At 68.8% G+C, this 26,213-nt stretch carries 24 protein-coding genes; 3 read left to right on the forward strand and 21 right to left on the reverse strand.

Going from position 1 to position 26,213, the window contains the following annotated elements; all coding sequences use genetic code 11:
* Positions 1 to 19: 19 nt before the first annotated feature.
* From tsf to G472_RS0109165, 3 genes are all read right to left on the reverse strand, one after another.
* Complete coding sequence (gene tsf / locus G472_RS0109155; RefSeq protein WP_029008149.1) at positions 20 to 952, reverse strand: translation elongation factor Ts; 933 nt, start codon at positions 950 to 952, stop codon at positions 20 to 22.
* Positions 953 to 1,106: 154 nt separating this feature from the next.
* Positions 1,107 to 1,910 carry a 30S ribosomal protein S2 gene (gene rpsB / locus G472_RS0109160; protein WP_035691665.1) on the reverse strand — a complete coding sequence of 268 codons (804 nt, stop codon included), beginning with the start codon at positions 1,908 to 1,910 and terminating at the stop codon, positions 1,107 to 1,109.
* 244 nt (positions 1,911 to 2,154) lie between these two features.
* The gene (locus tag G472_RS0109165; protein WP_029008151.1) at positions 2,155 to 3,849 is read right to left on the reverse strand and encodes a methyl-accepting chemotaxis protein; all 1,695 of its coding nucleotides are present in this window, start codon (positions 3,847 to 3,849) and stop codon (positions 2,155 to 2,157) included.
* 840 nt (positions 3,850 to 4,689) lie between these two features.
* Here G472_RS0109165 and G472_RS39445 point away from each other — a divergent pair.
* On the forward strand, positions 4,690 to 4,995 hold the full coding sequence (locus tag G472_RS39445) for a hypothetical protein (RefSeq protein ID WP_211100164.1): 306 nt from the start codon (positions 4,690 to 4,692) through the stop codon (positions 4,993 to 4,995).
* A gap of 18 nt (positions 4,996 to 5,013) precedes the next feature.
* Here the strand turns inward: G472_RS39445 and G472_RS32125 are convergent, their stop codons facing one another.
* From G472_RS32125 to G472_RS0109210, 8 genes are all read right to left on the reverse strand, one after another.
* Positions 5,014 to 5,406, reverse strand: a complete 393-nt coding sequence (locus tag G472_RS32125) for a type II toxin-antitoxin system PemK/MazF family toxin (protein WP_051340609.1) — start codon at positions 5,404 to 5,406, stop codon at positions 5,014 to 5,016.
* Positions 5,393 to 5,611, reverse strand: a complete 219-nt coding sequence (locus G472_RS0109180; RefSeq protein WP_035691667.1) for an AbrB/MazE/SpoVT family DNA-binding domain-containing protein — start codon at positions 5,609 to 5,611, stop codon at positions 5,393 to 5,395. The genes G472_RS32125 and G472_RS0109180 overlap by 14 nt, the downstream gene beginning before the upstream one ends.
* Before the next feature lie 72 nt (positions 5,612 to 5,683).
* A complete protein-coding gene (gene ntrX, locus G472_RS0109185) occupies positions 5,684 to 7,081 on the reverse strand; it encodes a nitrogen assimilation response regulator NtrX (RefSeq protein ID WP_029008154.1) in 1,398 nt (465 codons plus the stop codon).
* Positions 7,071 to 9,410: a sensor histidine kinase NtrY-like gene (locus G472_RS0109190; RefSeq protein WP_029008155.1), complete on the reverse strand. Its 2,340-nt coding sequence runs from the start codon at positions 9,408 to 9,410 to the stop codon at positions 7,071 to 7,073. The genes ntrX and G472_RS0109190 overlap by 11 nt, the downstream gene beginning before the upstream one ends.
* A 156-nt stretch (positions 9,411 to 9,566) precedes the next feature.
* A complete protein-coding gene (ntrC, locus tag G472_RS0109195) occupies positions 9,567 to 11,015 on the reverse strand; it encodes a nitrogen regulation protein NR(I) (protein WP_029008156.1) in 1,449 nt (482 codons plus the stop codon).
* On the reverse strand, positions 11,012 to 12,142 hold the full coding sequence (locus tag G472_RS0109200) for a two-component system sensor histidine kinase NtrB (RefSeq protein WP_245593438.1): 1,131 nt from the start codon (positions 12,140 to 12,142) through the stop codon (positions 11,012 to 11,014). Before G472_RS0109200 ends, ntrC begins: the two co-directional genes overlap by 4 nt.
* A gap of 47 nt (positions 12,143 to 12,189) precedes the next feature.
* Positions 12,190 to 13,176 (reverse strand): tRNA dihydrouridine synthase DusB, encoded by a 987-nt coding sequence (gene dusB, locus G472_RS0109205; protein WP_029008158.1) that lies wholly within the window; start codon positions 13,174 to 13,176, stop codon positions 12,190 to 12,192.
* A 180-nt stretch (positions 13,177 to 13,356) separates the two neighbouring features.
* Positions 13,357 to 14,166 (reverse strand): cytochrome C assembly family protein, encoded by an 810-nt coding sequence (locus G472_RS0109210; protein ID WP_029008159.1) that lies wholly within the window; start codon positions 14,164 to 14,166, stop codon positions 13,357 to 13,359.
* A gap of 144 nt (positions 14,167 to 14,310) precedes the next feature.
* Between G472_RS0109210 and G472_RS0109215 the strand changes: the two genes are divergently transcribed.
* Positions 14,311 to 15,471 carry a bifunctional 2-C-methyl-D-erythritol 4-phosphate cytidylyltransferase/2-C-methyl-D-erythritol 2,4-cyclodiphosphate synthase gene (locus tag G472_RS0109215; protein ID WP_029008160.1) on the forward strand — a complete coding sequence of 387 codons (1,161 nt, stop codon included), beginning with the start codon at positions 14,311 to 14,313 and terminating at the stop codon, positions 15,469 to 15,471.
* Between the two features lie 19 nt (positions 15,472 to 15,490).
* A complete protein-coding gene (locus tag G472_RS0109220) occupies positions 15,491 to 15,994 on the forward strand; it encodes a CinA family protein (RefSeq protein ID WP_029008161.1) in 504 nt (167 codons plus the stop codon).
* Positions 15,995 to 16,005: 11 nt separating this feature from the next.
* Here G472_RS0109220 and G472_RS0109225 read toward each other — a convergent pair whose 3' ends face one another.
* The 10 genes from G472_RS0109225 to G472_RS32130 form a co-directional block, all read right to left on the reverse strand.
* Positions 16,006 to 17,262: an RNA polymerase sigma factor gene (locus G472_RS0109225; RefSeq protein WP_035691669.1), complete on the reverse strand. Its 1,257-nt coding sequence runs from the start codon at positions 17,260 to 17,262 to the stop codon at positions 16,006 to 16,008.
* A 34-nt stretch (positions 17,263 to 17,296) separates the two neighbouring features.
* Positions 17,297 to 17,716 carry a YciI family protein gene (locus tag G472_RS0109230; RefSeq protein WP_029008163.1) on the reverse strand — a complete coding sequence of 140 codons (420 nt, stop codon included), beginning with the start codon at positions 17,714 to 17,716 and terminating at the stop codon, positions 17,297 to 17,299.
* 110 nt (positions 17,717 to 17,826) lie between these two features.
* Complete coding sequence (locus G472_RS0109235) at positions 17,827 to 18,294, reverse strand: type II toxin-antitoxin system RatA family toxin (RefSeq protein ID WP_029008164.1); 468 nt, start codon at positions 18,292 to 18,294, stop codon at positions 17,827 to 17,829.
* 16 nt (positions 18,295 to 18,310) lie between these two features.
* Positions 18,311 to 19,270, reverse strand: coding sequence for a lipoyl synthase (gene lipA / locus G472_RS0109240; RefSeq protein WP_029008165.1), 960 nt, complete (start codon positions 19,268 to 19,270; stop codon positions 18,311 to 18,313).
* A gap of 63 nt (positions 19,271 to 19,333) precedes the next feature.
* On the reverse strand, positions 19,334 to 19,819 hold the full coding sequence (locus tag G472_RS0109245) for a DUF29 domain-containing protein (protein ID WP_029008166.1): 486 nt from the start codon (positions 19,817 to 19,819) through the stop codon (positions 19,334 to 19,336).
* A gap of 36 nt (positions 19,820 to 19,855) precedes the next feature.
* A complete protein-coding gene (lpdA, locus tag G472_RS0109250) occupies positions 19,856 to 21,253 on the reverse strand; it encodes a dihydrolipoyl dehydrogenase (RefSeq protein ID WP_029008167.1) in 1,398 nt (465 codons plus the stop codon).
* Positions 21,254 to 21,298: 45 nt separating this feature from the next.
* Positions 21,299 to 22,642, reverse strand: coding sequence for a pyruvate dehydrogenase complex dihydrolipoamide acetyltransferase (locus G472_RS0109255; protein WP_029008168.1), 1,344 nt, complete (start codon positions 22,640 to 22,642; stop codon positions 21,299 to 21,301).
* A gap of 13 nt (positions 22,643 to 22,655) precedes the next feature.
* Positions 22,656 to 24,047, reverse strand: coding sequence for a pyruvate dehydrogenase complex E1 component subunit beta (locus G472_RS0109260; RefSeq protein WP_029008169.1), 1,392 nt, complete (start codon positions 24,045 to 24,047; stop codon positions 22,656 to 22,658).
* Positions 24,048 to 24,128: 81 nt separating this feature from the next.
* Positions 24,129 to 25,154: a pyruvate dehydrogenase (acetyl-transferring) E1 component subunit alpha gene (gene pdhA, locus G472_RS0109265; protein WP_029008170.1), complete on the reverse strand. Its 1,026-nt coding sequence runs from the start codon at positions 25,152 to 25,154 to the stop codon at positions 24,129 to 24,131.
* Between the two features lie 534 nt (positions 25,155 to 25,688).
* A complete protein-coding gene (locus tag G472_RS32130) occupies positions 25,689 to 26,087 on the reverse strand; it encodes an FtsB family cell division protein (RefSeq protein WP_051340623.1) in 399 nt (132 codons plus the stop codon).
* Between the last annotated feature and the right edge of the window lie 126 nt (positions 26,088 to 26,213).

Here is a 26,213-nt window from a genome sequence, read left to right on the forward strand (position 1 = left end):
GCCCGCTGCACGGCTCCGATCAGGCCTTCGTGCCGGCGGCGGCGGCCACTTCGGCGGCGAAGTCCTGCTCCTGCTTCTCGATGCCCTCGCCCAGCGCGAAGCGGGCGAAGCCCGTGACCTTCACCGGTGCGCCCACGGTCTTCGCAGCGTCCTCGACGACCTTGCGGACCTTGCTCTCACCGTCGATCACATAGGTCTGCTCCAGCAGGCAGACCTCCTCGTAGTACTTGCGCAGACGGCCCTCAACCATCTTCTCGATGATCGACTCCGGCTTGCCCGACGCGCGGGCCTGCTCGGCCAGGACGTTGCGCTCGCGCTCCACGGCCGTGGTGTCGACATCGGCGACATCCAGGGCGTCGGGACGGGCGGCGGCCACGTGCATGGCGATCTGGCGGCCCAGCTCGGCCAGCTTCTCGCGGTCGCCGGTGGACTCCAGGGCCACCAGCACGCCGATCTTGCCGAGACCCGGCGCGGTGGCGGAGTGGACGTAGGCCGACACCACACCCGCGGACACCTCCAGCTTGGCGGCGCGGCGCAGGTTCATGTTCTCGCCGATGGTGGCGATCAGGGTGGTCAGCTCATCCTGCACGGAGTTGGCGGAGCCGGGATAGGCCGCCTGCTTCACCACCTCGACCTCGCCGTTGGTGCCCAGCGCGATCTCCGCGACCTTGGCGGCGAAGGCCTGGAACTTGTCGTTGCGGGCGACGAAGTCCGTCTCGGCGTTCACCTCGACCACCGAACCGGCCGTGCCGGAGGTGGCGACGGCGACCAGGCCCTCGGCGGCGATGCGGCCCGACTTCTTCGCGGCGGCGGCGAGGCCCTTCTTGCGCAGCCAGTCGACGGCGCCTTCGAGGTCGCCGCCGGTCTCGTTCAGCGCCTTCTTGCAGTCCATCATGCCGGCACCGGTCTTCTCGCGCAGTTCCTTGACGAGCGCGGCGGAAATCTCGGCCATGGGTCAATCCCTCTTTCTCGAAAACGGATCCAAACGAATCTCTACAACCCTGATCGGCGGCGATCCTCGCCCCCGGCACGCACAATGCCGGACCCCGTCCGGGGTCACGGCATTGCGGGTTCCGATGGGCGGCCGGGTCGGGCCGCCCCTTTGCTCAGGCCCGGGCTTCGGCGGTCTCGGCGCCTGCCTCGGCCTCGGCCTCGCCCTCTTCCGGCAGGGCTTCCTCGGGGGCATCCTCGCGGCTGCCGACGTCGATGCCGGCGGCGACCATCTCCGCCTGCAGGCCGTCCAGCACGGCGCCGGCCATCAGCTCGCAGTAGGTGTCGATGGCGCGCAGCGCGTCGTCGTTGCCGGGGACCGGGAAGGCCACGCCGTCGGGATCGGAGTTGCTGTCGATGATCGCCACCACGGGGATGCCCAGCTTGTTGGCCTCCTTGACGGCGATCGCCTCCTTGTTGGTGTCGATGATGAACAGCACGTCGGGCAGGCCGCCCATCTCCTTGATGCCGCCCAGCGCGCGCTCCAGCTTGTCGCGCTCGCGGGTGAGCTGCAGGATCTCGCGCTTGGTCAGGCCGGCGGTGTCGCCCGACAGCCGCTCGTCCATCTCGCGCAGGCGCTTGATCGACTGGGAGATGGTCTTCCAGTTCGTCAGCATGCCGCCGAGCCAGCGGTGGTTGACGTAGTACTGGCCGCAGCGCGACGCCGCATCGGCCACCTTCTCCTGCGCCTGGCGCTTGGTGCCGACGAACAGGACGCGGCCGCCGCCGGCGACGACGTCACGCACCGCCTGCATGGCGCGGTGCAGCATCGGGACCGTCTGCTCCAGGTCGATGATGTGCACCCCGTTGCGCACGCCGAACAGGAACGGCTGCATCTTGGGGTTCCAGCGGCGCGTGTGATGGCCGAAGTGCACGCCGGCTTCCAGGAGCTGGCGCATGGTAAAGGTCGGCATAGCCATGGAAACTGTCCTTTTCCGGTTGCTCCGCCGCGGGCGCTGTTCCGGCCCCGCCATGGGGCACGGACACCGGAGCGGGCCATCGGCGGTCAAGCCAACGGTCCGCCAGCCCGCGTGAGGTTTTGACGACGGCGCTTTCATAGCCCGCCGCAACCGGTTTGGCAACAGCCATGGCGGCATACGCTCCGCCTGCCCACCGGCCCTCGCGGCACCGGCGGGCGCCGTGAGGGGGGGCCGGCACCGGCTGTCAGGCCGAGCGGACACCATTGATGAATTGGGCGACGCCGTCCTTAAGTTCCGCAGCCCGCACGGCGAGTTCGCGGGAGCAGCTCAGGACCTGCGACGACCCGGTGGCAGACGATTCGGCCGCTGTCTGAACATGGACCACGTTGGCCGACACCCGGTCGGTCACGTGCGCCGCCTCTGCGGCGTTGCGCCCGATTTCGGACGTGGCCGCGGACTGTTCCTCCACGGCGGAGGCCACGACGGTTGCCATCTCGTTGAGGCGGTACACCACCGCGGCGACCCGGGCGATCACTTCGGATGCACCTTCGATGCTGGCCTGCATGGCGTTCACCTGGCCGCGAATGTCTTCGGTCGCCCGTGCGGTCTGATTGGCCAGCAACTTGACCTCACCGGCAACGACGGCGAATCCCTTGCCGGCCTCGCCCGCCCGTGCGGCCTCGATGGTGGCGTTGAGAGCAAGCAGATTGGTCTGTCCGGCAATGCCCGAGATCAGACCAACGATGTCGCCGATCTGCTGTCCGACGGCGCTGAGACCGTGCACCAGATCGCGGGCCTGGCCGGCTTCGGCGGTGGCTTGTTCCGCGACCTGACGTGCCTCGGTCATCTGCCGCGCGACCTCCCGAATGGAACTGTTCATCTCCTCGGTGGCGGCGGCAACGGTCTGCACATTGGCCGACGCCTGTGCCGTGGCGCCCGCCATCTCCGTCGTCTGCCGGCTGGTTTGCAGGGACGAGGTTGAGAGGGCTGCCGCGGTCGCCTCCAGTTCGGTCGCAGCGGACGTCACGACGCCCAGAACCTCGGTGACCCGGGCGTCGAAGTCCCGGATCATCCGGTCGACGGCCAGGGTGCGCGCTTCCCGGGCCTGCTGGTCCGCCGCCTGTTCGTCGGCAAGGCGCCGGCGTTCCAGCGCGTTGTTTCGAAACACCTCCATGGTCGTCGCGATGGTGCCGATCTCGTCCTTCCGGCCGACGCCGTAGATGTCGACACTGAGATCGCCGTCCGCCAGCCGGCGCAGAGCATCGACGACGGCGCGCACCGGCCGGACGATGCCATAGCGCGACAGGAGAAAGCCGCTCACCACGCCGATGAAAACACCGAGGGACGCGACCAGCACCATCAACTGCTGCATGCGTTCAGCCGTTTCGCTGGCCATTCTGGAAATCTGCGATGCTTTATTATCGGTATAGTCCGTGTATTCCGTAACAGATCTATTTAGTTGGCTAAGAAGGTCGCGACTGGCACGAACCTCTGCCAGGATTTCCGCTTGAGCGCTGCTGAGTTCTGCGCCACGATTCTTTCGTGCGGCGTCCACCGTTCTGTTCAGACTGGATTCGTACGCGCGATACTGGTTGCGGATGCTCTCCAGCATGCCACGCTGTGCAGCGTCGGCCGTTGCCTCGACATGGGCCAAGCGTTCCGCCACCCGCACACGCCGCGACGCGATCTCGCTCTCGATCCGCTCCACGTTGCCGGGATCGGCAGCAAGATCATATTCGGTTCGGCTCAACTCGATAAGGTTGCGGTTGAGGCGAGCCCCCTGGACGGCATTTTCCCCCGCCTGCTCCAGGCGATCGGTCTCCCTGCTCAGAACGGAGAGGCCGGCAATGCCGACACCGGCAATTCCGGCGGCGATGAGACCGAGCAGCGCGACGATGGACAGTATTTTTCCGGAAATCGGCACATTGCTGAACTTCATCTCTAGCCTCCATCTTAAAAAATGCACGCCTGCCTTTACCTTCCCCGGGAATTCCGGTAAGAAATGCAGCAATGGATCACGCAAGCAATAATGGTTACGGGGGAATTTGTTTGTATTCTTATCATTTCTCGGGGCAATCTCGTTGGATATGACGGACAGAACGCAACAAGAACAACCGCGACGGCCGGAGGACCCATCGAGAGGACCGACCGGTCGACCTCTTTGAAAATTCGCTCGGCGGGCCGACGTCCCGAAACCGGGCAACCGGCTCAACGCATTTCGTGCCACCGGGCATGGCCGGCAAACGGATCACATGAGCGGCGGAAGACTACCTGTTCACCATCCCGACATCCCATCGATGCCCCTCCGGCCTTCGGGTGCCGGTAGAGGCCGCTGACGAAGCCGGGCGAAAGCTGCATGTATGCAGAATCTTTCAGCATGGATGCTGCATACTCGCCCCGTGCGAAAGGTATATACCTTATGAGTGCCGCATGCAACGTATACTTACAGTCTGGCCAGGCCCGACCGCACGGGTAACCATCGGAGGGTGGAAAACGGTTGAAAAAGTGAGTGTTATCAATGAACAGACGGGGCAGCAAGGCTGCCGGCGGTACGGAACCGTCGGCTGACGGCCTTATGACGGGAATGGTCGCTCGTATGGCTGCGGTCGTTGCACGGTATCCATCCCGCACGGCTGCGGCTGTTGCCGCACGAATATCGACAGACCAACTGGCGCGCCAGATGAGGGGGCTGAACAGGCCATTCTTCGATACCGTTGTAAGGTTGTGCACTGATCAGGGTGTCTCACTGGATTGGATCGCCACGGGCGCGGGGCCGATGATGCGCGCCGATCTGGTGGAACGCGGAAGTACCGAATCTTTGCGGTCGCCCGTCGATCGCGTCGACGAGGTCCTTCTCGCCAATCTGATTCAGGGACTTCAGGAGTTCCTTCTCAGGGAGGATCTGTCGCCGACACCGGTCGATCACGCACGTCTGGTGGTGCTGCTGTATCGTATCCTTGCCCGCCGTCGGGCGGAGCTGCTCCGGCAGGGAGCGCCCCTTCCCGACACCCTCGGTCAGCCGGGCCACCCCTTCGACTTCACGTCCGACCCCGATCTGGCGGACATCGTGCATCTCGCCGGCTGACGGTCGGGGCGCTCGGGTTTACGGCAGCCGATCGAACGCCCCGCCCAGCGCCCCGAACCGGGCGCGGTGGCGCTGGAGTATGGCGAGCACGGCGTCGAAGTCGCCGTCGGTCAGACGACCGAGGCGGCGGGCGATCAGGCGGCCGGATACGGTCGCCAGCTTCACCGGCCGCACCACCGACGGCACGGACAGCCCGGCCAGCGCCGGGTCGGCGATGGGGACATCGCCGGCGAAGGGCGGGTTGGCGGCGCTGGTCACCATGCACAGCCAATAGAGGTCGTGCGCCTCGGCCAGCGTCCGGTCGGAGACCACCACGGCCGGACGGCGGCGGGTGGTGTCCATCTCGGCGAAGCGAACGGGCACGGCGACCACGTCGCCCGGCTCGAAATGGGGCCGCTCAGAGATCCGCATAGGCCCGCTCGTCCGCCGATCCGTTCCATTCGGTGAAGGTGGCGAAGGGGTTGTCGTCCGTGTCGCCGCGGTCGATGGTCACCATCCCGTCCCGCACCACATAGCGCAGGGTGTCGCCCTCGCGCAGGCCCAGGCGCAATCTCACGGGCTCCGGGATCTCCGCCGATCCGTCCGCCCGCACCCGTGCCGTAAAGGTGTCCGACATCCCCCCGCTCCTGACGTTCGTGTGTCGGTCGGCTTCATGCGTCCGACCGTTGCCGATGCCCCACCCTTCGCTCTATTCGAAGGGCTTGCCCTTATCGTTGCCGTGCACGCCCAGCGACTTCAGCTTGCGGTGCAGGGCCGAGCGCTCCATGCCCACGAAGGCGGCGGTGCGCGAGATGTTGCCGCCGAAACGGGTGACCTGGGCCAGCAGGTATTCGCGTTCGAACACCTCGCGGGCTTCGCGCAGCGGCAGGCCCATGATCTCGCCGCCCTTGTCCCACTTCAGCACGGTGGGAGTGATGGCGCCGATCTCCGGCGGCAGCATGTCCGCGCGGATCGGCTCCCGGGGGTCGCCCTGCGCCATGATCAGCAGCCAGTCGACGACGTTGCGAAGCTGGCGCACGTTGCCCGGCCAGTCGTACGCCTGGAGGGCGGCCATGGCGTCCTCGCCGAACTCGCGCACCGGCAGGCCGGCCGCCTCGGCCGAGCGCTGCATGAAGTGGCGCGCCAGCAGGGGGATGTCCTCCCGCCGCTCGGCCAGGGAGGGCACGCGGATCGGCACCACGGCCAGGCGGTAGAACAGGTCCTGGCGGAACCGGCCCTGCTCGATCTCGGCCTGGAGATCGCGGTTGGACGTGGCGATGACGCGGACATCCACCTCGACCCGCTGGCCGCCGCCCACCCGTTCGAAGGTCTGCTCCTGCAGGGCGCGCACGATCTTGCCCTGAGTCTCCAGCGGCATGTCGGCGACCTCGTCCAGCAGCAGGGTGCCGGTGTGCGCCTGCTCGAAGGTGCCGGTCTTGCGCCCGGCGCCGTCGACGCCGGACTCGGTGCCGAACAGCTCCATCTCCAGCCGGTCGGGACGCATGGTGGCGCAGTTCAGCCCGACGAAGGGACCGCCGGCGCGGCGGGAGCGGGCGTGGATCAGGCGAGCCACCACTTCCTTGCCGGCACCGGCCGGCCCGCTGACCAGGACGCGGCTGCCGGTGGGCGCCACCTTGTCGATCGCCTGGCGGACGTGGATGATGGCCGGGGAGCGGCCGATCAGGTCGACGTCGCCGCCGGCGCGCAGCTTCAGCTCCTGGTTCTCGCGCTTCAGCCGCGCCGCCTCGATCGCCCGATCGACCATCAGCAGCAGGCGGTCGGCCTTGAACGGCTTCTCGATGAAGTCGTAGGCGCCCATCTTGATGGCGCCCACCGCCGTCTCGATGGTGCCGTGGCCGGAGATCATGATCACCGGCAGGTTCGGATGGTCGTGGATCAGCCGTTCGAGGATCTGCAACCCGTCGAGCTTGCTGCCCTGGAGCCAGATGTCGAGCACGACCAGGTTGGGCCGGCGGGTCGCCACCTGAGCGAACGCCTGATCGGAGTTGGCCGCCTCGCGGGTCTTCATCCCCTCGTCGCTGAGGATGCCGGCAATGAGCATCCGGATGTCCGCTTCGTCGTCGACGATCAGAATGTCATGCGCCATGGGCTCTCTGCCTCTCTTCGCCGCCGGCCTCGGCCGGGCGGGTGTCGGTTTCGGCGCCGTCGCCGGCCGCCGCCATGGTTTCGCGGGGGAAGACCAGGCTGACGCGGGCGCCGCCGGCGCCCTCGATCAGGCCGTCGCCCTGCCCCCGGTCGTCCAGGGTCAGCGTGCCGCCGTGGTCTTCCATGATCTTCTTGACGATCGCCAATCCAAGGCCGGTTCCCTTGGTGCGCGTCGTCACGTAGGGCTCGGTCAGGCGGTGGCGCGCCTCGTCGGTGGGCAGGCCCTTGCCGTTGTCCTCCACCGTCAGCGCCACCCGTTCGGCGTCCTCCTCCACCCGCACCACCACATGCCCCTGCGGCAGCGCGCCGCCATCCCCGGGCTCCGGGCGCCCCTCGATGGCGTCAACCGCGTTCTGCAGCAGGTTGGTCAGTGCCTGGGAGATCTGGCGGCCGTCCACCGGCACGGTCAACGGCCCGGCGGGCAGCCGCATATCGAAGCGGACCCGGCCGTGATGGGCGCTGGACTGAAGGAACACCGCCTGGCGCACCAGGTCGTTCAGGTTGACCGGCTTCATCACCGGCTGCGGCATCCGCGCGAACGCCGAGAATTCGTCCACCATGCGCCGGATGTCGTCGACCTGGCGCACGATGGTGTCGGTGCACAGGGTGAACACCTCGGTGTCGTCGGGCGGCACCTGCTTCAGGTACTTGCGGCGCAGCCGCTCGGCCGAAAGCTGGATGGGGGTGAGGGGGTTCTTGATCTCGTGGGCGATGCGCCGGGCCACATCGGCCCAGGCCGCCTTGCGCTGGGCCGACACCAGTTCGGTGATGTCGTCGAAGGTGACGACGTAGCCGCGCACCTCCCCGATCCCGCCCTCGGCGACGATGCGCACCAGCAGCGTCAGCGGCGGCTGTCCCGTCCGGCGCACCTGCACCTGGTCATGCACCGCCCGACCGGGCCGGCGCGGCGCCTGCTCCAGCAGGTCGGCCACTTCGGGCAGCAGTTCGGTGAGCGGACGGCCGACCAGCGATTCGGTCTCGTCGACGCCCAGCAGGCGGGCGGCCGAGCGGTTGGGCAGGTTGACCACCCCGTCACCGTTGAGGCCGATGACGCCGGCCGACACGCCCGACAGCACCGCCTCGATGAAGCGACGGCGCTGGTCCACCTGCCGGTTGGCGTTCAGCAGTTCGCGCCGCTGCGTCTCGATCTCGTGGGTCATGCGGTTGAAGGCGCGCGACAGCAGGCCCAGCTCATCCTCTCCGGGGGGCTCCACCACGCGCACCGTCAGGTCGCCGGCGCGCACCCGCTCGGCGGCGCCGATCAGCGCCGAGATGGGCCGCGCCAGGCGGGTGGCGAAATGCAGCCCGGCCCACACCGCCGCCAGCAGCAGCAGCAGCGCCACCACCACGAAGATCATGGTGAAGGTGACCTGCAGGCTGCCCCGCTCCCCCTCCAGCTCGGCGTACTGGGTGGCGGCACCCTGGGCCGCCTCCATGTGGGCCAGCACCCGCGGCTCCACCAGCCGGCCGACGTAGAGATAGGTGTCGACGAATCGGTCCAGGCGGACGAGCGCGCGCACGCGGTCGTCGCTCTCGTTGATCATCAGCGCGACCTCGCCCCCGCGCGCCTTCTCCAGCGCGGAATCGGGAATCGGGTCGAACTGGAGCGTGAAGGAGAAGCCGGAGCGGGCCAGAATGCGGCCGGTGGTGCCGTTGAACACCACCGCCTCCGACAGGGCACGCAGCATGGCCTGGGTGGCCACCACCTGCTCGAACCGGTCCGGGTCGACGGCCAGCCGGGCGCCGTCCTGGTTCAGGTCGTTGGCCATGGCCAGGGCGTCGGCCCGGATGTTCTGCTGGTGCTCGTGCAGGTAGGCGGTGGCCACCTCCAGCGATTCGTGGATCGCCGTGCGCACCCGGTCGCTGAACCACGACTGGATGCCCAGATAGAAGAAGACCGCCGCGAAGGCCGCCATGATGATGGCCGGCGCCACCGCCAGGACGCTGAACATGGCGACCAGGCGCACATGAAGCTGGGAGCCCGCCAGGCCACGCCGCCGCCCGATCCACAACTGGACGATCCGGCGCGCGATCAGCGCCCCCAGCAGCAGCAGCAGCACCAGATCCAGGGTCAGCAGCAGCGTCACCGTCGCCGGGTTGCTCTCCCCGAAGGGCGGCGCATCGGTGAGCGCCGCATAGGTGGCGACACCGGCGAGGATGGCCGCCAGGCTGAGCGCCACCGCCAGCCGCTTGGCCAGCCCCACGCGCCCCGCCCACCGCAGGAGCTGCCGCCACAGAGAGGAGGCTGTCTCAGACGTCGTGAGCGACATGGAATCCGGCCGTGTAGATGTTGCCGGAAAGATACACTTCTGTTGCGGCGTTGCCAAGCGACAAGGAACGGACGCGATCCGCGGCAGCGTTGAAGCCCTCGTGGCACGGGGCCCCGGACAGCGCCTGTCGTAATAAAGACACTGATCCGGGAAACACTATTTCAGTCCGCGCACCACCTGAATGTCGAGATCCCTGATCTTCTTGCGCAGCGTGTTGCGGTTGAGGCCAAGCAACTGCGCCGCCTTGATCTGGTTTCCCCGCGTCGCGGACAGGCTGAGCGAGATCAACGGGCGTTCGATTTCGCGCAGCACCCGATCGTACAGGCCGTTGGACGGCATGCCGTCCTTGTGCGCCGCAAAATAATCCTTCAGATGGCGCTCCACCGCCGACGACAGGCCCTCGCTCTGGGTCTCTTCCACCGGCTGCACGGCCGGCTGGGCGTCCGCCAGCTCCGCCTCGATGACGTCGACGCCGATCACCTCCTGGGAATAGAGGGCGGCGAGACGGCGCACCAGGTTCTCCAGCTCGCGCACGTTGCCGGGCCAGCGGTAGCGCTTCAGGCGGTCCATCGCCGTCTGGTCGATGCTCTTGGCCGGCAGGCCCTGGGCGACGGTCTGGTTCAGGAAATGGCGGACCAGCAGCGGCACGTCCTCCGTCCGTTCCCGCAGGGGCGGCAGGCGGATGGGAACGACGCACAGGCGGTAGAACAGGTCTTCGCGGAACAGGCCCTGGCGGATCAGCGTGCGCAGGTCGCGGTGGGTGGCGGCGATGATGCGTACGTCCGTCTTGATGGGCGTACGGCCGCCGACGGTGGTGTACTCCCCCTCCTGGAGCACGCGCAGCAGGCGGGTCTGCGCCTCCAGCGGCATGTCGCCGATCTCGTCCAGGAACAAGGTGCCGCCCTGCGCCTGCTCGAACCGGCCCTGGGAGCGGTTGGTGGCGCCGGTGAAGGCACCCTTCTCATGGCCGAACAGCTCGGACTCGATCAGCTCCCGCGGGATGGCGGCCATGTTGATGGCCACGAAGGGGCCGTTGCGCCGCTTGCCGTAATCGTGCAGGGCGCGCGCCACCAGTTCCTTGCCGGTGCCCGACTCGCCGGTGATCATCACCGTGAGGTCGGTGCCCATCAGGCGGGCAAGCACCCGGTAGATTTCCTGCATGGCCGGCGAGCGGCCGATGAGGGGAAGCTGCTCGTCCCCCTCCCCGTCGGCGACGGCGGGCAGGTCGGCCGTCGGCTGGCGCGCGTTCAGCGCCCGCTCCACCACCGACACCAGCTCCTTCAGGTCGAAGGGCTTGGGCAGATACTCGAAGGCGCCCCGTTCCGCCGCCTTGACCGCGGTGATCAGGGTGTTCTGCGCGCTCATCACCACGATGCGCAGCTCGGGTCGGATCTTCTTGATGCGCGGGACGAGGTCCAGCCCGTTCTCGTCGGGCATCACCACGTCGGTGATGACCAGATCCCCCTGCCCGTCCGCCACCCAGCGCCACAGGGTGGAAGCGTTGCCGGTGGTCCGCACCTCGTGGCCGAGTCGCGCCAGGGCCTGGGTCAGCACCGTCCGGATGGCCCGATCGTCATCCGCGACGAGAATCGTTGCGCCGGTCATCCGCGCAGTCTCCCGCCACCGTTGAATCCACCGCTCTCACCCGCATCCTGGCTCTGATCGTACATGGGCAGCGACACCTTGAAGACGGTCCGGCGCGGCTGGCTGTCGAACTCGATGACGCCACCGTGATCGCCGATGATCTTCGCCACCAATGCAAGACCAAGGCCAGTTCCGTTCACCTTGGTGGTGACGAAGGCGTCGAACAGGTGGCCGCGCAGATCCTCGGGGATGCCGTCGCCATTGTCCTGCACGGATACCAGCAGCGGCAGATGGACGCGCTTGTCGCCGCCCGGCAGGGCCATGCGCACCCCGTGCTGATAGGCGGTGGACAGCACGATCTCTCCGCCTGTTTCGGGGGCAGCTTCTGCCGCATTTTTAATCAGGTTCAGAAAGACCTGCACCAACTGATCACGGTTTCCCCACACCGGCGGGAGAGAGGGGTCGTAGCGCTCGACGAAGCGGATGGACCGGGCAAAGCCGCTCTGCGCCACCTTGCGCACGTGCTCCAGGACGGTGTGGATGTTCACCGGCCCACGCTCCAGGGGGCGCTTGTCGGAGAACACCTCCATCCGGTTGACCAGCGCCACGATGCGGTCCGCCTCGTCACAGATCAGGCGGGTCAGCACCCGGTCCTGCTCCGAGGCGTTCTCCTCCAGAAGCTGGGCGGCGCCACGGATGCCGGACAGCGGGTTCTTCACCTCGTGCGCCAGCATCGCCGCCATGGCGGTGACCGAGCGGGCGGCGTGGCGGTGGGTGAGCGTGTTGGCGATCTTGCGGGCGATGGCGTTCTCGCGCAGCGTCACCACCACCGCGTCGGTGCCGTCGCCCATGGCGGCCACCTGCACCGACACGCGGTGCGGCCCGATGCGCGGGGTGTCGATGTCCACCCCGTCCTGGGACACGCTGCGGCTGCCGCGGCGCACCTGCTCCACCAGCCCCATGACGGGGCTGTCGGGGGGCAGCAGAGCTTCCAGCGGCGTGCCCTCCATGGCGGACGCGCCGAGGTCGAAGAACTCCTGCGCTTCCAGGTTCACGAAGCGGATGTCGCCGCCGCCGTCCACCACCAGAACCGGGTCGGGCAGCGCGTTGAGCACGGCGAGCGGATCGGTCGCCGGCGTACGGGGCATCGGGCGCGGCGACCGACGGGGAGGCAGCGACGTGGCGGGACGGGGCATCAGGCGGCCACCCTTTCGATCGCCGGGGCATAGAAGGAGCGGAGGCGCCGGCGCACCGTGTCCGCGTCGTCGATACGGTTGATCTCCTCGCGGAATTCGGCGGAGCCCGGCAGGCCCTTGCAGTACCACGAGACGTGCTTGCGGGCGACGCGCACCCCCGGCAGCGTTCCATAGAGGGACAGCATGGCGTCGAAATGCTCCAGCAGGATGGCGAGCTGTTCGTCCGGCGGCGGGTCCGGCAGGCGTTCGCCGGTGCGCAGGTAATGCATAACCTGCGCGGGAAACCAGGGGCGGCCGCAGGCGCCGCGGCCGATCATCACGCCGTCCGCCCCCGACAGGCGCAACGCCTCCGCTGCGTCGTCGATGGTGCGGATGTCGCCGTTGACCACGACGGGAATCGACACAGCCTCCTTCACCCGGCGCACGAAGCTCCAGTCGGCGGTGCCGGTGTACATCTGCTGGCGGGTGCGGCCGTGGATGGTCAGCATCCTGATCCCGCAGTCCTCGGCAATTCGGGCGAGCCGCGGCGCGTTCAGACTGTCGTGGTCCCACCCCATGCGGGTCTTCATGGTGACGGGGACCGACACGGCCCGCACCGTCGCCTCCATGATGCGGCCGGCCAGCGCCTCATCGCGCATCAGGGCGGAGCCGGCGTAGCCGTTGACCACCTTCTTCACCGGGCAACCGAAGTTGATGTCGATGACCGCGGCCCCCCGGTCCTCGTTCAGCCGGGCCGCCTGCGCCATCACCGCGGGATCGCAGCCGGCGAGCTGGACGGCCATGGGGAACTCTTCCGGCGCCGTGTCCGCCATGCGCAGGGTCTGGCGGTTCTCACGGATCATCGCCTGGCTGGCGATCATCTCGGAGACCACCAGGCCGCAGCCCGCCCGCTTCACCAGGCGGCGGAACGGCAGGTCCGTCACCCCCGACATGGGCGCCAGCAGGACCGGACCGGACAGGGTGATGGAACCGATCTGAATGCTCATGAACGACAGCCCGCCCGCCCGCCGCACCTGATCCGGGCCGCGCGGCACCCGCCGTGCTAAAATGCCCAAATTTCGCGCAGAGGCGTTCTTTGATGTGATTTTGGGCACGCTAACACAGCGCTTCGCCCGTTCGCAAGCGGCAGGTAATAGTCCGTTAGGCCAACGGATGGCGCGATCTGCCTAGCGCATGAGCACGTCAGACACGAACTTCACGCCGGGATACGCCAGGGTGAGCAGAAGATAGGCAATCAACGCCATCCGCGCCGCCGAACGGCCGCGCATGCCGGTCCGCACATGGACCAGAAGCAGACAGCCGATGACCACGAAGGTGGCCAGCGAGAACAACGTCTTGTGGTCAAGGCGCAGGAAAGTTCCGTACTGGTAGTACAGCACCGCCATGCCCGTGAGAAGGCCGAAGCCCAGCACCACCTCCGACGCGGCAAGCAGCCGCACCTGGAATCGCTCGCTGACCGCAGCCGGCGGCAGGAAACGGGTGAGCGGCGTCGGCCGCTTGGCCTTCAGGGCCCGTTCCTGCAGAAAGGCGGCGAGCGAGGCGACGGCCGCCAGGGTCAGCAGGGCGTAGGTCATCACCGACACGGCGATGTGCAGCTCGATCCAGACGGCCGGGGCGCTGCCGCGCAGCGTCGGGTCCGCCGTTCCCTGGCTGAGGGTGGCCAGGGCCCCGACCAGAACCAGATAGGGCAGCAGCAGCGGCGCCAGCCGCCAGGCGTTGGCCGTGGCGGCGCAGAGGACAGCGAAGATCGCCATGCACACGGCGATGGTCACCCACAGGGTGGTTGACAGGCCGGTGTGCCACTCGCCGCCCACATGGACCGCCGCCGCCACCGCCGGACCCAGCACCGCCAGGCCCAGCGCGCCCCAGAACGCCACGGTGCGGCGCCCGGGGATCCCCAGCGTCCGGTACGGGAACAGCGACGCCGGCAGCAACGCCACCAGGGCCGACAGGCTGAACATCAGATTTTGCGTCATGTCCGCTCGACCGTGCCTTTCACCGCCCCCGCCCCGCGGGCCTTGGCGGAACCCCGGCGACAGGCTAGGCTGCGCACGGCCGGCGTCAAGCCCGCACGCGCAACGCCGGCCGATCCCTGCCATTCCACAGCGGCCATCCCGATCATGCCCACCTGCATCGCTCTGATCGTCGCGGCCGGCAGCGGCCGGCGCTTCGGAGCCGAGCGCCCCAAACAATACCACGACCTGGCCGGCGCGCCGATCCTGCGCCGCACGGTCGAGGCGTTCCTGGACCATCCCGCGGTGGGCGCCGTTCAGGTGGTGATCGACCCGGCGCACCGCCAGTGGTACGACGACGCGGTGGCCGGCCTGGCCCTGCCCGACCCCGTGCCCGGCGGGGCCACCCGCCAGCGGTCGGTCCGCAACGGGCTGGAGCGGCTGGCCGAGACGGGGGCGCCGCCCGATCGGGTGCTGATCCACGACGCGGCCCGACCCTTCATCGACGCCGTGACCATCAGCCGCACCGTGGCGGCGCTGGACGGGGCGCCGGGCTGCGTGGTGGCGGTGCCGGTGACCGACACGCTGAAGCGCGGGGTGGACGGCTTCAGCGCCGGCACCGTCGACCGCAACGGCCTGTGGCGGGCCCAAACCCCCCAGGGCTTCCGCTTCGCCGCGATCCTGGAGGCGCACCGCGCCGCCGCGGGGGAGGACCTGACCGACGACGCCGCCGTGGCCGAGCACGCCGGCCTGCCCGTCGCCCTGGTGCCCGGCACGGAGGAGAATTTCAAGGTGACCAGCCCAGACGACCTCGCCCGCGCCGAAGCGGTGATGGCCGCGCGCCTCGGCGACGTGCGCACCGGCTTCGGCTTCGACGTCCACCGCTTCGCCCCCGGTGACCACGCCATGCTCTGCGGGGTCGCCGTGCCGCACACCCACCGGCTGGAGGGTCACTCCGATGCCGACGTCGGTCTGCACGCCCTGACCGACGCGATCCTGGGCGCGCTGGGGGCCGGCGACATCGGCAGCCATTTCCCGCCCACCGATCCGCAGTGGCGGGGCGCCGACAGCGCGGTGTTCCTGCGACACGCCGCTGCTCTGGTGCGGGCTGCCGGCGGGCGGATCGCCCATGCCGATATCACCCTGGTGTGCGAACGCCCCAAGGTCGGCCCGCACCGCCCCGCCATGGTGGCGCGGGTGGCGGATATCCTGGGCATCGACGCCGCACGCGTCAGCGTGAAGGCGACGACGACCGAGCGGCTGGGCTTCACCGGCCGGGGCGAGGGCATTGCCGCCCAGGCCGTCGCCACCATCCGGCTGCCGGGATGAGGATCGCGAAGGAGGCGCCATGTTCCCCGACCACATCCGCCGCCTGGCCGCCAGCGTCCTGGCCGAGTTCGAGTTCGCCGGGTACATGCTGGCCACCGCCGAATCCTGCACCGGCGGGCTGGTGGCCGCGGCGCTGACCGACATTCCCGGGTCCTCCGCGGTGGTCGACCGCGGCTTCATCACCTATTCCAACGTCGCCAAATCGGAACTGCTGGGCGTGCCGCCCAGCCTGATCCTGACCCACGGCGCGGTCAGCGCGGAGGTGGCGGTGGCCATGGCGGTGGGGGCGCTCGCCCGATCCAAGGCGGACGTGACGGTGGCCGTCACCGGCGTCGCCGGCCCCGGCGGCGGCACCGAGACCAAGCCGGTCGGCCGCGTCCACATCGCCACGGCCGTGCGCCGCGGCCCTGCCGCCCACAAGGAGTTCACCTTTCCCGGCGACCGCACCGCCATCCGCCTGGCCACGGTGGAGGCCGCGCTGGAACGGCTCCACACCTCGCGGCCGCGCACCAACCTGCGGTAGGGTGCGGGCCCTCATCCCCCGCAGGCGGCCGCCCGGCGCAACAGGAAGTCCCGTTCACGCGCGTTGCGGGTGAGCGTGGCGGCCCGTTCGAAGGCGGCGCGCGCTTCGTCCGGACGGCCGGCGCGGAGCAGGCAGTCGCCGCGGGCGGCCGGCAGCGGGGCGTAGGCGCCCAACTCCTCGACCATCGCCAGCGCGTCGAGGAGGGCCAGGCCGGCCTGCGGGCCGAAGGCCATGGAATGGGCGATCGCGCGGTTCAGCTCCACCACCGGCGACGGCAGGGCGACAGCCAGGGCATCGTACAGCCGGGCGATCCGCACCCAGTCGGTGTCCGCCGCCGTGGCGGCACGGGCGTGGCAGGCCGCCAGGTCCGCCTGAAGGGCATAGGGGCCGCAGGACCCGTCCGGCGCCCGGGCCCGCGCCAGGGCGGCGAGCCCCCGGCCGATCAGCAGCCGGTCCCAACGGGCGCGGTTCTGTTCGGTCAGGGGCACAGGCCCGCCGTCCGGCGCGGTGCGGGTGGCCAGACGGGAGGACTGGAGTTCCATAAGGGCCAGCAGGCCGTGGACCTCCGGTTCCTCCGGCATTCGGCTGGCCAGGATGCGGCCCAGCCGCCGCGCCTCGGCGCACAGGGACGGCCGGATCAGGTCCTCGCCGGCGGTGGCGGCATAGCCCTCGTTGAAGATCAGGTAGATCACCTCCAGCACCGAGCCGAGGCGCCCCTCACGCTCCCGCCCGCGCGGCACGGCGAAGGTCAGGCCGGCTCCGGCCAGCCGCTTCCTGGCCCGGACGATGCGCTGGGCGATGGTGGCCTCGCCGGTCAGAAAGGCCCGGGCGATCTCCGCCGTGGTGAGCCCGCCGATCAGGCGCAGGGTCAGGGCGACGCGCGCCTCGCGGGACAGCACCGGATGGCACGCGGCGAAGATCAGGGCCAGCAGTTCGTCGCCGATGTCGTCGTCCAGCGCCGCCTCGAGAACCTCGGCATGGCCGTCGCGCTGCTCCTCCAGGTCGCGGGCGATGGCGGCGTGGACGCGCTCCAGCATGGGACGGCGACGCAGCCCGTCGATGGCCCGGCGCCGGGCCGCCGTCATCAGCCAGGCACCGGGCTGGCGCGGCACGCCCGTGTCCGGCCACTCCGACAGGGCGGTCACGAAAGCATCCTGCGCCAGTTCCTCGGCGAGCGCGATATCGCGCACCATGCGGGCCAGCCCCGCCACCAGCCGGGGCCGCTCAATGCGGAAGACCGCTTCGATGGTGTCGCGGATCGGGTCCATCGTCACGGCCGGCCGCAGCGAGGGCCGGGCGGCGTCAGCCGCCCAACCGATCCCGGTTGCGGCCGTGCAGATCCGCGACGTCCGGCGTCATGGCCCCGGCGAAGTCCGCCATCTCGTACAGCGGTCGGATCTCGATCTCCGAGGGACCCGGCATGGGGTTCGGGCACCGCTTCACCCATTCCACCGCCTCGGCCATGTCGCGGACCTCCCACAGCCAGTAACCGGCGACCAGTTCGCGGGTTTCCGCAAAGGGGCCGTCGAGCACGCTGCGGCTCGCCCCGTCGAACGCCACCCGCTTGCCGGCGGATGACGGCTTCAGGCCGTCGCCGGCCAGGAGGATGCCGGCGTTCACCAGCTCCTCGTTGTACTTGCCCATCGCTTCGAGGAGGTCGTTGGAGGGCAGGATGCCCGCCTCGCTGTCCGCCGTTGCCTTAACCAGTACCATCACGCGCATCGTCTCGTCTCCTGCGGATCAAAGGGGCCCGATCGGCCCCGATCCCCCTGCGACGAACGACCCCGGCGGGATTCGACAGGGCCGCCGCATTTTTTTCGCGGCGGTCCGCTCTACCCCCGCGTTCCGGTCGCCGCTGCGGCGCCGTTGCCACCGTAGAGCTGGTGGGCGCGCGTTTCGAACGCCTGGACCATCCGGCGCACCGCCTCGTTGAACAGCACCCCCATGATCTTCTGCAACATCTTGGACCGGAACTCGAAGTCGACGTAGAAATCGACGCAGGTTCCCTGCTCATGCGGCAGGAAGATCCAGTGGTTGTTCAGATAGTGGAACGGCCCTTCGGTGTACTGGACGTCGATGCGGCACTGACTCTCATTGAGTTCGACGCGCGAGGTGAAACGCTCGCGAACCATCTTGAAGCCGATCACCAGATCGGCAAAAAGCACGTTGCCCTCACGCCGGCGGATGCGAGCGGCAAGACACCAGGGCAGGAACTCGGGGTAGCGTTCGACGTCGGCGACCAGCCGGTACATCTGCTGCGGCGTATAGGGCAGAACCTTGTTTTCGGCGTGAGTCGGCATTCGCTCCCCGTTCCCGTCACTCGGCCGCGGCCGCCAGCTTGGCGGCGCGGGCGGCGCGCAGCTTCACGAAGTCGGCACCGGCGTGGTGCGACGACCGGGTGAGCGGCGACGCCGAAACCATCAAAAAGCCTTTGGCCCGCGCCAGGCGGGTGTACCCGTCGAACTCCTCCGGCGTCACGAAGCGGTCGACGGCCACATGCTTGGGCGTCGGCTGCAGGTACTGGCCGATGGTGATGAAGTCGACATCGGCGGCGCGCATGTCGTCCATCACCTGGGCCACCTCCTCCTTCGTTTCGCCGAGCCCGACCATGATTCCCGATTTGGTGAACATGGCGGGGTCGATCTCCTTCACCCGTGCCAACAGCGCCAGCGAGGTGAAGTAACGCGCCCCCGGACGAATCCCCGGATAAAGCCGCGGCACCGTCTCCAGATTGTGGTTGAAGACGTCGGGCCGGGCCGCCACCACGGTCTCGACCGCGCCCTTCTTTTTCTGGAAGTCTGGGGTCAGCACCTCGATGGTGGTCTGCGGCGTGGCCGCGCGGATGGCCCGGATGGTGCGGGCGAAATGCTCCGCCCCGCCGTCCTCCAGATCGTCGCGGTCCACCGAGGTGATGACCACGTGGGTGAGTTGAAGCTGCGTCACCGCCTCGGCGACGTTGTCCGGCTCGTGCGGGTCCAGCCGGTCGGGCCGGCCGGTCTCCACGTTGCAGAAGGCGCAGCCGCGCGTGCAGATCGAGCCCAGGATCATGAAGGTGGCGTGGCGGTGCTTCCAGCACTCCCCGATGTTGGGGCACGCGGCCTCTTCGCACACGGTGTGGAGCTTGAGGCCGCGCATCAGCTTGCGGGTCTCGTGGTACTCCGGGCTCATCGGCGCCTTGACCCGCAGCCATGCGGGTTTGCTGCGCTGCACCGGGTTGTCCGGACGATGGGCCTTCTCCGGGTGGCGGAGCTTGTCGGGGGCGGGGGCGTCGGTCATGGCGTCAGCAACTCCCATCGGTCCGCCGGGGCACGGCGGGACCGGTCAACGGGCCGGCGGCGCTCACACGCGCCATTCCGGCGGAAACAGTTCGGCCGGATAGGCCGGATCCAGCGCCTGGTCAAGGGTGAAGGGCGCTGCGGCGGGAAATCGGTCGAGGTCGGCGTCGGCCTCCAGAGCCGCCGTGCCGCGCGCCTCGGCGTAGATGTCGGCGAACTCTTCGGCCGCGACGGGACGCATACTGGGGCTTTGCCGCAGGCGCTTGTACAGCCTCCTGCGCTGCTCCCGCACCGTGAGCCGCCAGGGACGCAGGCAGCGGTCGTGAAGCTCCGGGCAGTACAGAAGTTTCAGCAAATGGACGACGAGCACCGACAGCCGGCTGTCGACCTCGCTCCACTCGCTGCGGCCCCTGCTTTCGATCTCCTCGGCGACATTCTCCCAGTCGATCGGGGCGTTGTTCCGCTCGGCGCCGGCACGACGGATGCGGGCCGCCTGGTCACGGGTCCAGGCGTAGAAATCATCCTCGTACGCAACGCCGCTGCGGCTCATCGATCGACCGGAAGATGTCACATCGGATCATACTAATCAGAAGTGGATCGCCCGGCCATAGGCATCAAGGACCGACTCGTGCATCATCTCCGACAGGGTCGGGTGCGGGAACACGGTGTGCATCAGGTCGGCCTCGGTGGTCTCCAGGGTCTTGGCGACCGTGTAGCCCTGGATCAGCTCGGTCACCTCGGCACCGATCATGTGGGCGCCCAGCAACTCGCCGGTCTTCGCGTCGAAGATGGTCTTGACCAGCCCCTCCGGCTCACCCAGCGCGATGGCCTTGCCGTTGCCCATGAACGGGAAACGCCCGACCTTCACCGCGTAGCCCTTTTCCTTCGCCTTCGCCTCGGTCAGGCCCACCGACGCCACCTGCGGGTGGGAGTAGGTGCAGCCGGGGATCATGCGGACGTCCAGCGGGTGCGGGTGCTTGCCGGCGATGTGCTCGGCCACGATCACGCCCTCGTGGCTGGCCTTGTGGGCGAGCCAGGGCGGCTGGGTCACGTCGCCGATGGCGTAAAGGCCGGGCTCGTCCGTCTCGCACATGGGGTTGGTGACGATGTGGCCGCGGTCCAGCTTCACGCGGGTGTTCTCCAGCCCCAGGTTCTCGGTGTTGGGCGAGATGCCCACCGCGACGATGACGCGGTCCACCGTGATGTCCTCGGTCTTGCCGCCGGTCTCCACGGCGACGGTGACGCTGTCGGCGGACTTGCGCAGGTTGCCGGCTTTGGCGCCGGTGATGATGCGCATCCCCTGCTTCTCGAACGCCTTGCGCGCCAGACCGGAGATCTCCGCGTCCTCCACGGGGAGGATGCGGTCCATCACCTCCACCACCGTGACCTTGGAGCCCAGGGCGTTGTAGAAGCTGGCGAACTCGATGCCGATGGCGCCGGAGCCGATGACCAGCAGCGACTTGGGGAAGCCGTCGGGGGTCATCGCCTTCTTGTAGGTCCACACCAGCTTGCCGTCCTCTTCGAGGCCCGGCAGGGTGCGGGCGCGCGCACCGGTGGCGATGATGATGTGCCTGGCCCCGAAGGTGCCCACCGCCGCGCCGCCCTTGGTGACGGCGACCTGGCCCTTGCCGGCCAGCTTCGCCTCGCCGTCGATGACGGTCACCTTGTTCTTCTTCAGCAGGTGCCGGACACCGCCGTTGAGCTGCCCCGCCACCTTGCGCGACCGTTCGACCACCTTGGCAAGGTCGAACGACACGCCATCGGCGGACAAGCCGTAATCGGCGGCGTGCTTCATCAGGTGCATGACCTCGGCCGAGCGCAGCAGCGCCTTGGTCGGGATGCAGCCCCAGTTCAGGCAGATGCCGCCGAGGTGCTCGCGCTCCACCACCGCCGTGTGCAGGCCGAGCTGGGCGGCGCGGATCGCCGCCACATAGCCACCCGGACCGGCACCGACGACGATGACGTCATAGTTCATGTCGGCCATGAATACAGCCTCCTAAATCCTTGATGCGTCAGCGTTGTCGGCCCGTCAGAGCAGCATGCTCAACGGATCCTCGATCAGCGATTTGAAGACCGACAGGAACTGCGCCCCGACGGCCCCGTCGGCGACGCGGTGATCGATCGAGATGGTGCAGGTCATCACCGTGGCGATGGCCAGCGCGCCATCCTTCACCACCGGCCGCTGCTCGCTGACGCCGACCGCCAGAATGGCGCCCTGGGGCGGGTTGATCAGCGCCTCGAACTGCTTGATCCCGAACATGCCGAGGTTGGAGATGGAGAAGGTGCCGCCCTGGAACTCCTCCGGCTTCAGCGTGCCCTCGCGGGCCCGCTTGGCCAGATCCTTCATCTCGTTCGAGATCTCGGCCAGGCCCTTGCGGTCGGCGTTCTTTATGATGGGCGTGATCAGGCCGGTCGGCGTCGCCGCCGCCACCGAGACGTCGACGCTCTCGTACTGAAGCATCGCGTCGTCGGTCCAGGCGGCGTTCAGCGCGGGCATCTTCTTCAGCGCCAGGGCGGAGGCCCGGATGATGAAGTCGTTGACCGACAGCTTGTAGGAGTCGGAGCGCCCGTTCAGCTCGGCACGCACCTTCAGCAGCGCATCGATCTGGCAGTCCACGGTCAGATGGTACTGCGGGATCGTCTGCTGCCCCTCGGTCAGGCGGCGCGCGATCGTCTTGCGCATGGAGCTGTTGGGCACCGCCTTGTAGCGCATGCCCAGCTTGTCCGAGTAGGACTTCGCGTCGATGCCGGCGGACAGCTTGGCCGCCGGGGCCGCCGCGGTCGCGGGGGCGGCCTGCGCGGCCGCAGCGGACGCAGCGGCGGGAGCCGCGGCGGCGGCCGGGCGCGGCGCCGCCTTCGCGGCCTCCACGTCGGCCTTGACGATGCGGCCGTTGGGGCCGGTGCCCTTGATGGCCGCCAGGTCGAGCCCGGCCTGTCCGGCCAGGCGGCGGGCCAGCGGGCTGGCGAACACACGCCCGCCCGGCGCGGACGCCGACGCGGCGGCCGGAGCCGCAGCCGCCTTGGGCGCCTCCGCCGGGGCCGGGGCCGGGGCGGCCTGCGGCGCCGGAGCGGCCGGAGCCGCCGAGGCGGCACCGCCGGACGCGGCGGCGCTCAGCGCACTTTCGTCCTCGCCTTCCTCCAGCAGGATGGCGATGGGGGTGTTGACGGCGACGCCCTGGGAGCCGCCTTCGACGAGGATCTTGCCCAGACGGCCCTCGTCGACCGCCTCCACCTCCATGGTGGCCTTGTCGGTCTCGATCTCGGCCAGCACGTCGCCGGCCTTGACCTCGTCGCCTTCCTTCTTCAGCCACTTGGCGAGGTTGCCCTCGGTCATGGTGGGCGAGAGGGCGGGCATCAGGATCGGAATGGTCATGGCGCCCTCCTCCTCAGCGGTAGCAGACCTGCTTCGCCGCGGCCACGATGTTCTCGGGCTGCGGCAGAGCGAGCTTTTCCAGGTTGGCGGCGTAGGGCATCGGCACGTCGACGCCGTGCACGCGCACCACCGGCGCGTCCAGGTGGTCGAAGGCGTGTTCCATCATCAGCGCCGCCAGTTCGGAGCCGATGCCGCACACCGGCCAGCCCTCTTCGACGCTCACCAGCCGATTGGTCTTCTTCACGCTCTCCACGATGGTGTGGACGTCCAGCGGGCGGATGGTGCGCAGGTCGATGACCTCCGCCTCGATGCCCTCGCCGGCCAGCGTCTCGGCCGCCGCCAGCGCGTGGGCGACCATCAGCGAGTAGGCGACGATGGTCACGTCACGGCCCCGGCGCAGGACCTTGGCGCGCCCGATGGGAACGATGAAGTCCTCGCTCTCCGGCACGTCGAAGCTGTGGCCGTAGAGGATCTCGTTCTCCAGGAAGATCACCGGGTTCGGGTCGCGGATGGCGGCCTTCATCAGCCCCTTGAAGTCCGAGGCCGAATAGGGCGCCACCACCTTCAGGCCCGGGCAGTGGGCGTACCAGGACGCGTAGTCCTGGGAGTGCTGGGCGGCCACACGGGCGGCGGCACCGTTCGGGCCGCGGAACACGATGGGACAGCCCATCTGCCCGCCGGACATGTACAGGGTCTTGGCCGCGGAGTTGATGATCTGGTCGATCGCCTGCATGGCGAAGTTGAAGGTCATGAACTCGACGATCGGCCGCAGCCCCTTGAAGGCCGCGCCGACACCCAGGCCGGCGAAGCCGTGCTCGGTGATGGGCGTGTCGATGACGCGCTCGGGCCCGAACTCCTGCAACAGGTTCTGCGAGACCTTGTAGGCGCCCTGGTACTGCGCGACCTCCTCGCCCATCAGGAAGACCTTGGGGTCGCGCCGCATCTCCTCGGCCATGGCGTCGCGCAGGGCTTCGCGCACGGTCTTCTTCACGGTCCGGTCGAAGAAGCGGTCCTCCTCCGACGGCGGCGGCGCCGCCGGCCCCCCGGCATCCGCCGCGGCGGGCAGAGTGGAGGCGGCCGGTGCCTCGCCCTGCACGGCCGGCCGGGCGGCGGTTTTGGGCGTGCTCTCCTCCGCCGTGGAGAGGTTGGTCACCTCGCTCTCGCCCTCCTCCAGGAGGATGGCGATGGGGGTGTTCACCGCGACGTTGTCGGTGCCCTCGGCCACCAGCAGCTTGCCGACGCGGCCTTCATCCACCGCCTCCACCTCCATGGTGGCCTTGTCGGTCTCGATCTCGGCCAGCACGTCGCCGGACTTGACCGCGTCGCCTTCCTTCTTCAGCCACTTCGCCAGCTTGCCCTCGGTCATGGTGGGCGACAGCGCCGGCATCAGCACTTCGATCGGCATACCTTCCCTCCGTCCGCGCGGGCGGCCACGGGACGCGTTCGGTCCCCGGCGCACCGCCGCAGCTCCGCCAATGGGTTCACGTCAGCTTTCGATGAGGACGTCCGTCCACAGCTCGGACGGATCCGGCTCCGGACTCTGCTGGGCGAACTCGGCCGCCTCGGACACCACCGCCTTCACCTCGCGGTCGATCTCCTTCAGCTTGTCCTCGTCGGCGATGCCGCTGTCGAGCAGGAGCTTCTTCATCTGGTCGATGGGATCGGACTCGGTCCGCATCTTCTCGACCTCTTCCTTCGTCCGGTACTTGGCGGGGTCGGACATGGAGTGGCCGCGGTAGCGGTAGGTCTTCAGCTCCAGAATGACGGGGCCGTTGCCCTCGCGCACCCAGGGGACCCATTCGTCGGCGGCGGCCTTCACGTCCAGCACGTTCATGCCGTTGACCTGGTGGCCGGGAATGCCGTAGGAGGCGCCGCGCTGGTGCAGCTCGCCGGCGGAGGCCCGCTCCTGCGCGGTGCCCATGGCGTACTTGTTGTTCTCGATGATGTAGATGACGGGCAGCTTCCACAGCGCCGCCATGTTGAAGCTCTCGTACACCTGGCCCTGGTTGACGGCGCCGTCACCGAGGTAGCAGGTGCACACACCCCCGTCGCCGGAGTACTTGTGGGCGAAGGCGAGGCCGGTGCCCAGCGGCACCTGGGCGCCGACGATGCCGTGGCCGCCGAAGAACGCCTTCTCGCGGCTGAACATGTGCATCGAGCCGCCCTTGCCCTTGGAGTAGCCGCCGCGCCGCCCCGTCAGCTCCGCCATGACGCCCTTGGGGTCCATGCCGCAGGCCAGCATATGGCCGTGGTCGCGGTAGCTGGTGATGACGCTGTCGCCGTCCTTCAGCGCGGCCTGGATGCCCACCACCACGGCCTCCTGGCCGATGTAGAGGTGGCAGAAGCCGCCGATCAGGCCCATGCCGTAGAGCTGGCCGGACTTCTCCTCGAACCGGCGGATCAGGAGCATGTCACGGTAATAACGCAGCAGTTCCTCGGGCGAGGCCTGCGGGGCCGTGTTCGACGAAACGGTGTCGGAAGGCGCCTTAGTACGGCGTCGTGGCGCAGCCATGTGTCCTCCCCTGGCTTGACGGGACCGGCGGTCACCTGCCGGGTGCTACCGGTCGTTGGTGGTATTCATAGCGCCCAAGTCCCGTCCGGGCAAGGGCGGCAACTCCAACCAATTGATTTCACTTGAAAAAAGTGCCGTTAACTCACTTCTGGTTAAACCGCTGATTTGGGAGCGCTTCCCGCCGCGCCAGCGCTGCAGCGGGTGACATTCGGAAAACAATCGGCTGAACAAAGCAATAAACCGCGCCCGCCGGCGGGTCCGAACGGTGCTTTGTGATCGTTCCTCCGGCTTGGATTGTGGTTCCGGTTGTGAAGCGGGTCACGGTATCGGGCGGGCCGACGCGGCGCCGACGGCGGCAGGTGCACGGGCCGGCAAGCGGACAACAGCGGATGGACGCGGTCCGTTGCACGGCACCGGCACGGTGCAGGGACCAACGTCGGACATCACATGACGGCAGCGTAGCACCCCGCCGGGGCGCCGGCCACGGTGAAGCCCGGTGCTATGACGAAGGGTGGGCGGGGACGGAAGGGCCGATCAGCGCGCCGCGGTGATCCCCTCATGCGGCGCCGGCAGGTGCGGTTCCACCGCATCGGGAAGCGGCGTGCGGGGCAGCACCACTTCGTTGGGATGCGTCAGGTTCAGCATGGAGCGCGCCCGCTCGTCCAGCATGTCCAGGTCGAGATGATCGGTGCGCAGCAGGCTGGCGCGCTTTTCCATGAGCTGGCGCTCGCTGCGCACCTCGTCCAGGACGCGCTCGGCGGTGGCGATCTCGCCCTGCAGGTGCTTGAGCGCGATCAGGCCGCGGTCGCCCTGAACCGCGTAATAGACGAAGTACGCAACGACGCAGGCGCCGATGGCGGGCCCGATGACCTGCCGAAGGGCGTTGCGCAGGGCGCGGGTCACCGCGCCGGTGATGTGATCGACCATCGTCATGATCGCGATGGAATCACGGCCGACTCCGGCGGTCAAACGGAAACGGGGCCTGTCCGGACGAACAGGTGCCAGTGGGTTCCCGCCGCCACACTACGACCATCGGAGAACCCCTCCCGCCCGAATGCG

The organism is Azospirillum halopraeferens DSM 3675 (genome assembly GCF_000429625.1).
Classification (GTDB): Bacteria; Pseudomonadota; Alphaproteobacteria; order Azospirillales; family Azospirillaceae; genus Azospirillum; species Azospirillum halopraeferens.

Excerpts from the sequence above, each read along its gene's own strand:
- pdhA (WP_029008170.1), bottom strand. The coding sequence starts at position 25,154 with ATGGCTGCGCCACGACGCCGTACTAAGGCGCCTTCCGACACCGTTTCG.
- G472_RS0109165 (WP_029008151.1), bottom strand. The coding sequence starts at position 3,849 with ATGAAGTTCAGCAATGTGCCGATTTCCGGAAAAATACTGTCCATCGTC.
- G472_RS0109215 (WP_029008160.1), top strand. The coding sequence starts at position 14,311 with ATGCCCACCTGCATCGCTCTGATCGTCGCGGCCGGCAGCGGCCGGCGC.
- G472_RS32130 (WP_051340623.1), bottom strand. The coding sequence starts at position 26,087 with ATGACGATGGTCGATCACATCACCGGCGCGGTGACCCGCGCCCTGCGC.
- G472_RS0109220 (WP_029008161.1), top strand. The coding sequence starts at position 15,491 with ATGTTCCCCGACCACATCCGCCGCCTGGCCGCCAGCGTCCTGGCCGAG.
- G472_RS39445 (WP_211100164.1), top strand. The coding sequence starts at position 4,690 with ATGCGCGCCGATCTGGTGGAACGCGGAAGTACCGAATCTTTGCGGTCG.
- G472_RS0109210 (WP_029008159.1), bottom strand. The coding sequence starts at position 14,166 with ATGACGCAAAATCTGATGTTCAGCCTGTCGGCCCTGGTGGCGTTGCTG.
- G472_RS0109230 (WP_029008163.1), bottom strand. The coding sequence starts at position 17,716 with ATGCGCGTGATGGTACTGGTTAAGGCAACGGCGGACAGCGAGGCGGGC.
- G472_RS0109200 (WP_245593438.1), bottom strand. The coding sequence starts at position 12,142 with ATGCCCCGTACGCCGGCGACCGATCCGCTCGCCGTGCTCAACGCGCTG.
- G472_RS0109255 (WP_029008168.1), bottom strand. The coding sequence starts at position 22,642 with ATGACCATTCCGATCCTGATGCCCGCCCTCTCGCCCACCATGACCGAG.
- G472_RS32125 (WP_051340609.1), bottom strand. The coding sequence starts at position 5,406 with ATGCGGATCTCTGAGCGGCCCCATTTCGAGCCGGGCGACGTGGTCGCC.
- G472_RS0109260 (WP_029008169.1), bottom strand. The coding sequence starts at position 24,047 with ATGCCGATCGAAGTGCTGATGCCGGCGCTGTCGCCCACCATGACCGAG.
- G472_RS0109190 (WP_029008155.1), bottom strand. The coding sequence starts at position 9,410 with ATGTCGCTCACGACGTCTGAGACAGCCTCCTCTCTGTGGCGGCAGCTC.
- lpdA (WP_029008167.1), bottom strand. The coding sequence starts at position 21,253 with ATGGCCGACATGAACTATGACGTCATCGTCGTCGGTGCCGGTCCGGGT.
- ntrX (WP_029008154.1), bottom strand. The coding sequence starts at position 7,081 with ATGGCGCATGACATTCTGATCGTCGACGACGAAGCGGACATCCGGATG.
- lipA (WP_029008165.1), bottom strand. The coding sequence starts at position 19,270 with ATGACCGACGCCCCCGCCCCCGACAAGCTCCGCCACCCGGAGAAGGCC.
- dusB (WP_029008158.1), bottom strand. The coding sequence starts at position 13,176 with ATGAGCATTCAGATCGGTTCCATCACCCTGTCCGGTCCGGTCCTGCTG.
- tsf (WP_029008149.1), bottom strand. The coding sequence starts at position 952 with ATGGCCGAGATTTCCGCCGCGCTCGTCAAGGAACTGCGCGAGAAGACC.
- G472_RS0109225 (WP_035691669.1), bottom strand. The coding sequence starts at position 17,262 with ATGGACCCGATCCGCGACACCATCGAAGCGGTCTTCCGCATTGAGCGG.
- G472_RS0109245 (WP_029008166.1), bottom strand. The coding sequence starts at position 19,819 with ATGAGCCGCAGCGGCGTTGCGTACGAGGATGATTTCTACGCCTGGACC.
- G472_RS0109235 (WP_029008164.1), bottom strand. The coding sequence starts at position 18,294 with ATGCCGACTCACGCCGAAAACAAGGTTCTGCCCTATACGCCGCAGCAG.
- G472_RS0109180 (WP_035691667.1), bottom strand. The coding sequence starts at position 5,611 with ATGTCGGACACCTTTACGGCACGGGTGCGGGCGGACGGATCGGCGGAG.
- ntrC (WP_029008156.1), bottom strand. The coding sequence starts at position 11,015 with ATGACCGGCGCAACGATTCTCGTCGCGGATGACGATCGGGCCATCCGG.
- rpsB (WP_035691665.1), bottom strand. The coding sequence starts at position 1,910 with ATGGCTATGCCGACCTTTACCATGCGCCAGCTCCTGGAAGCCGGCGTG.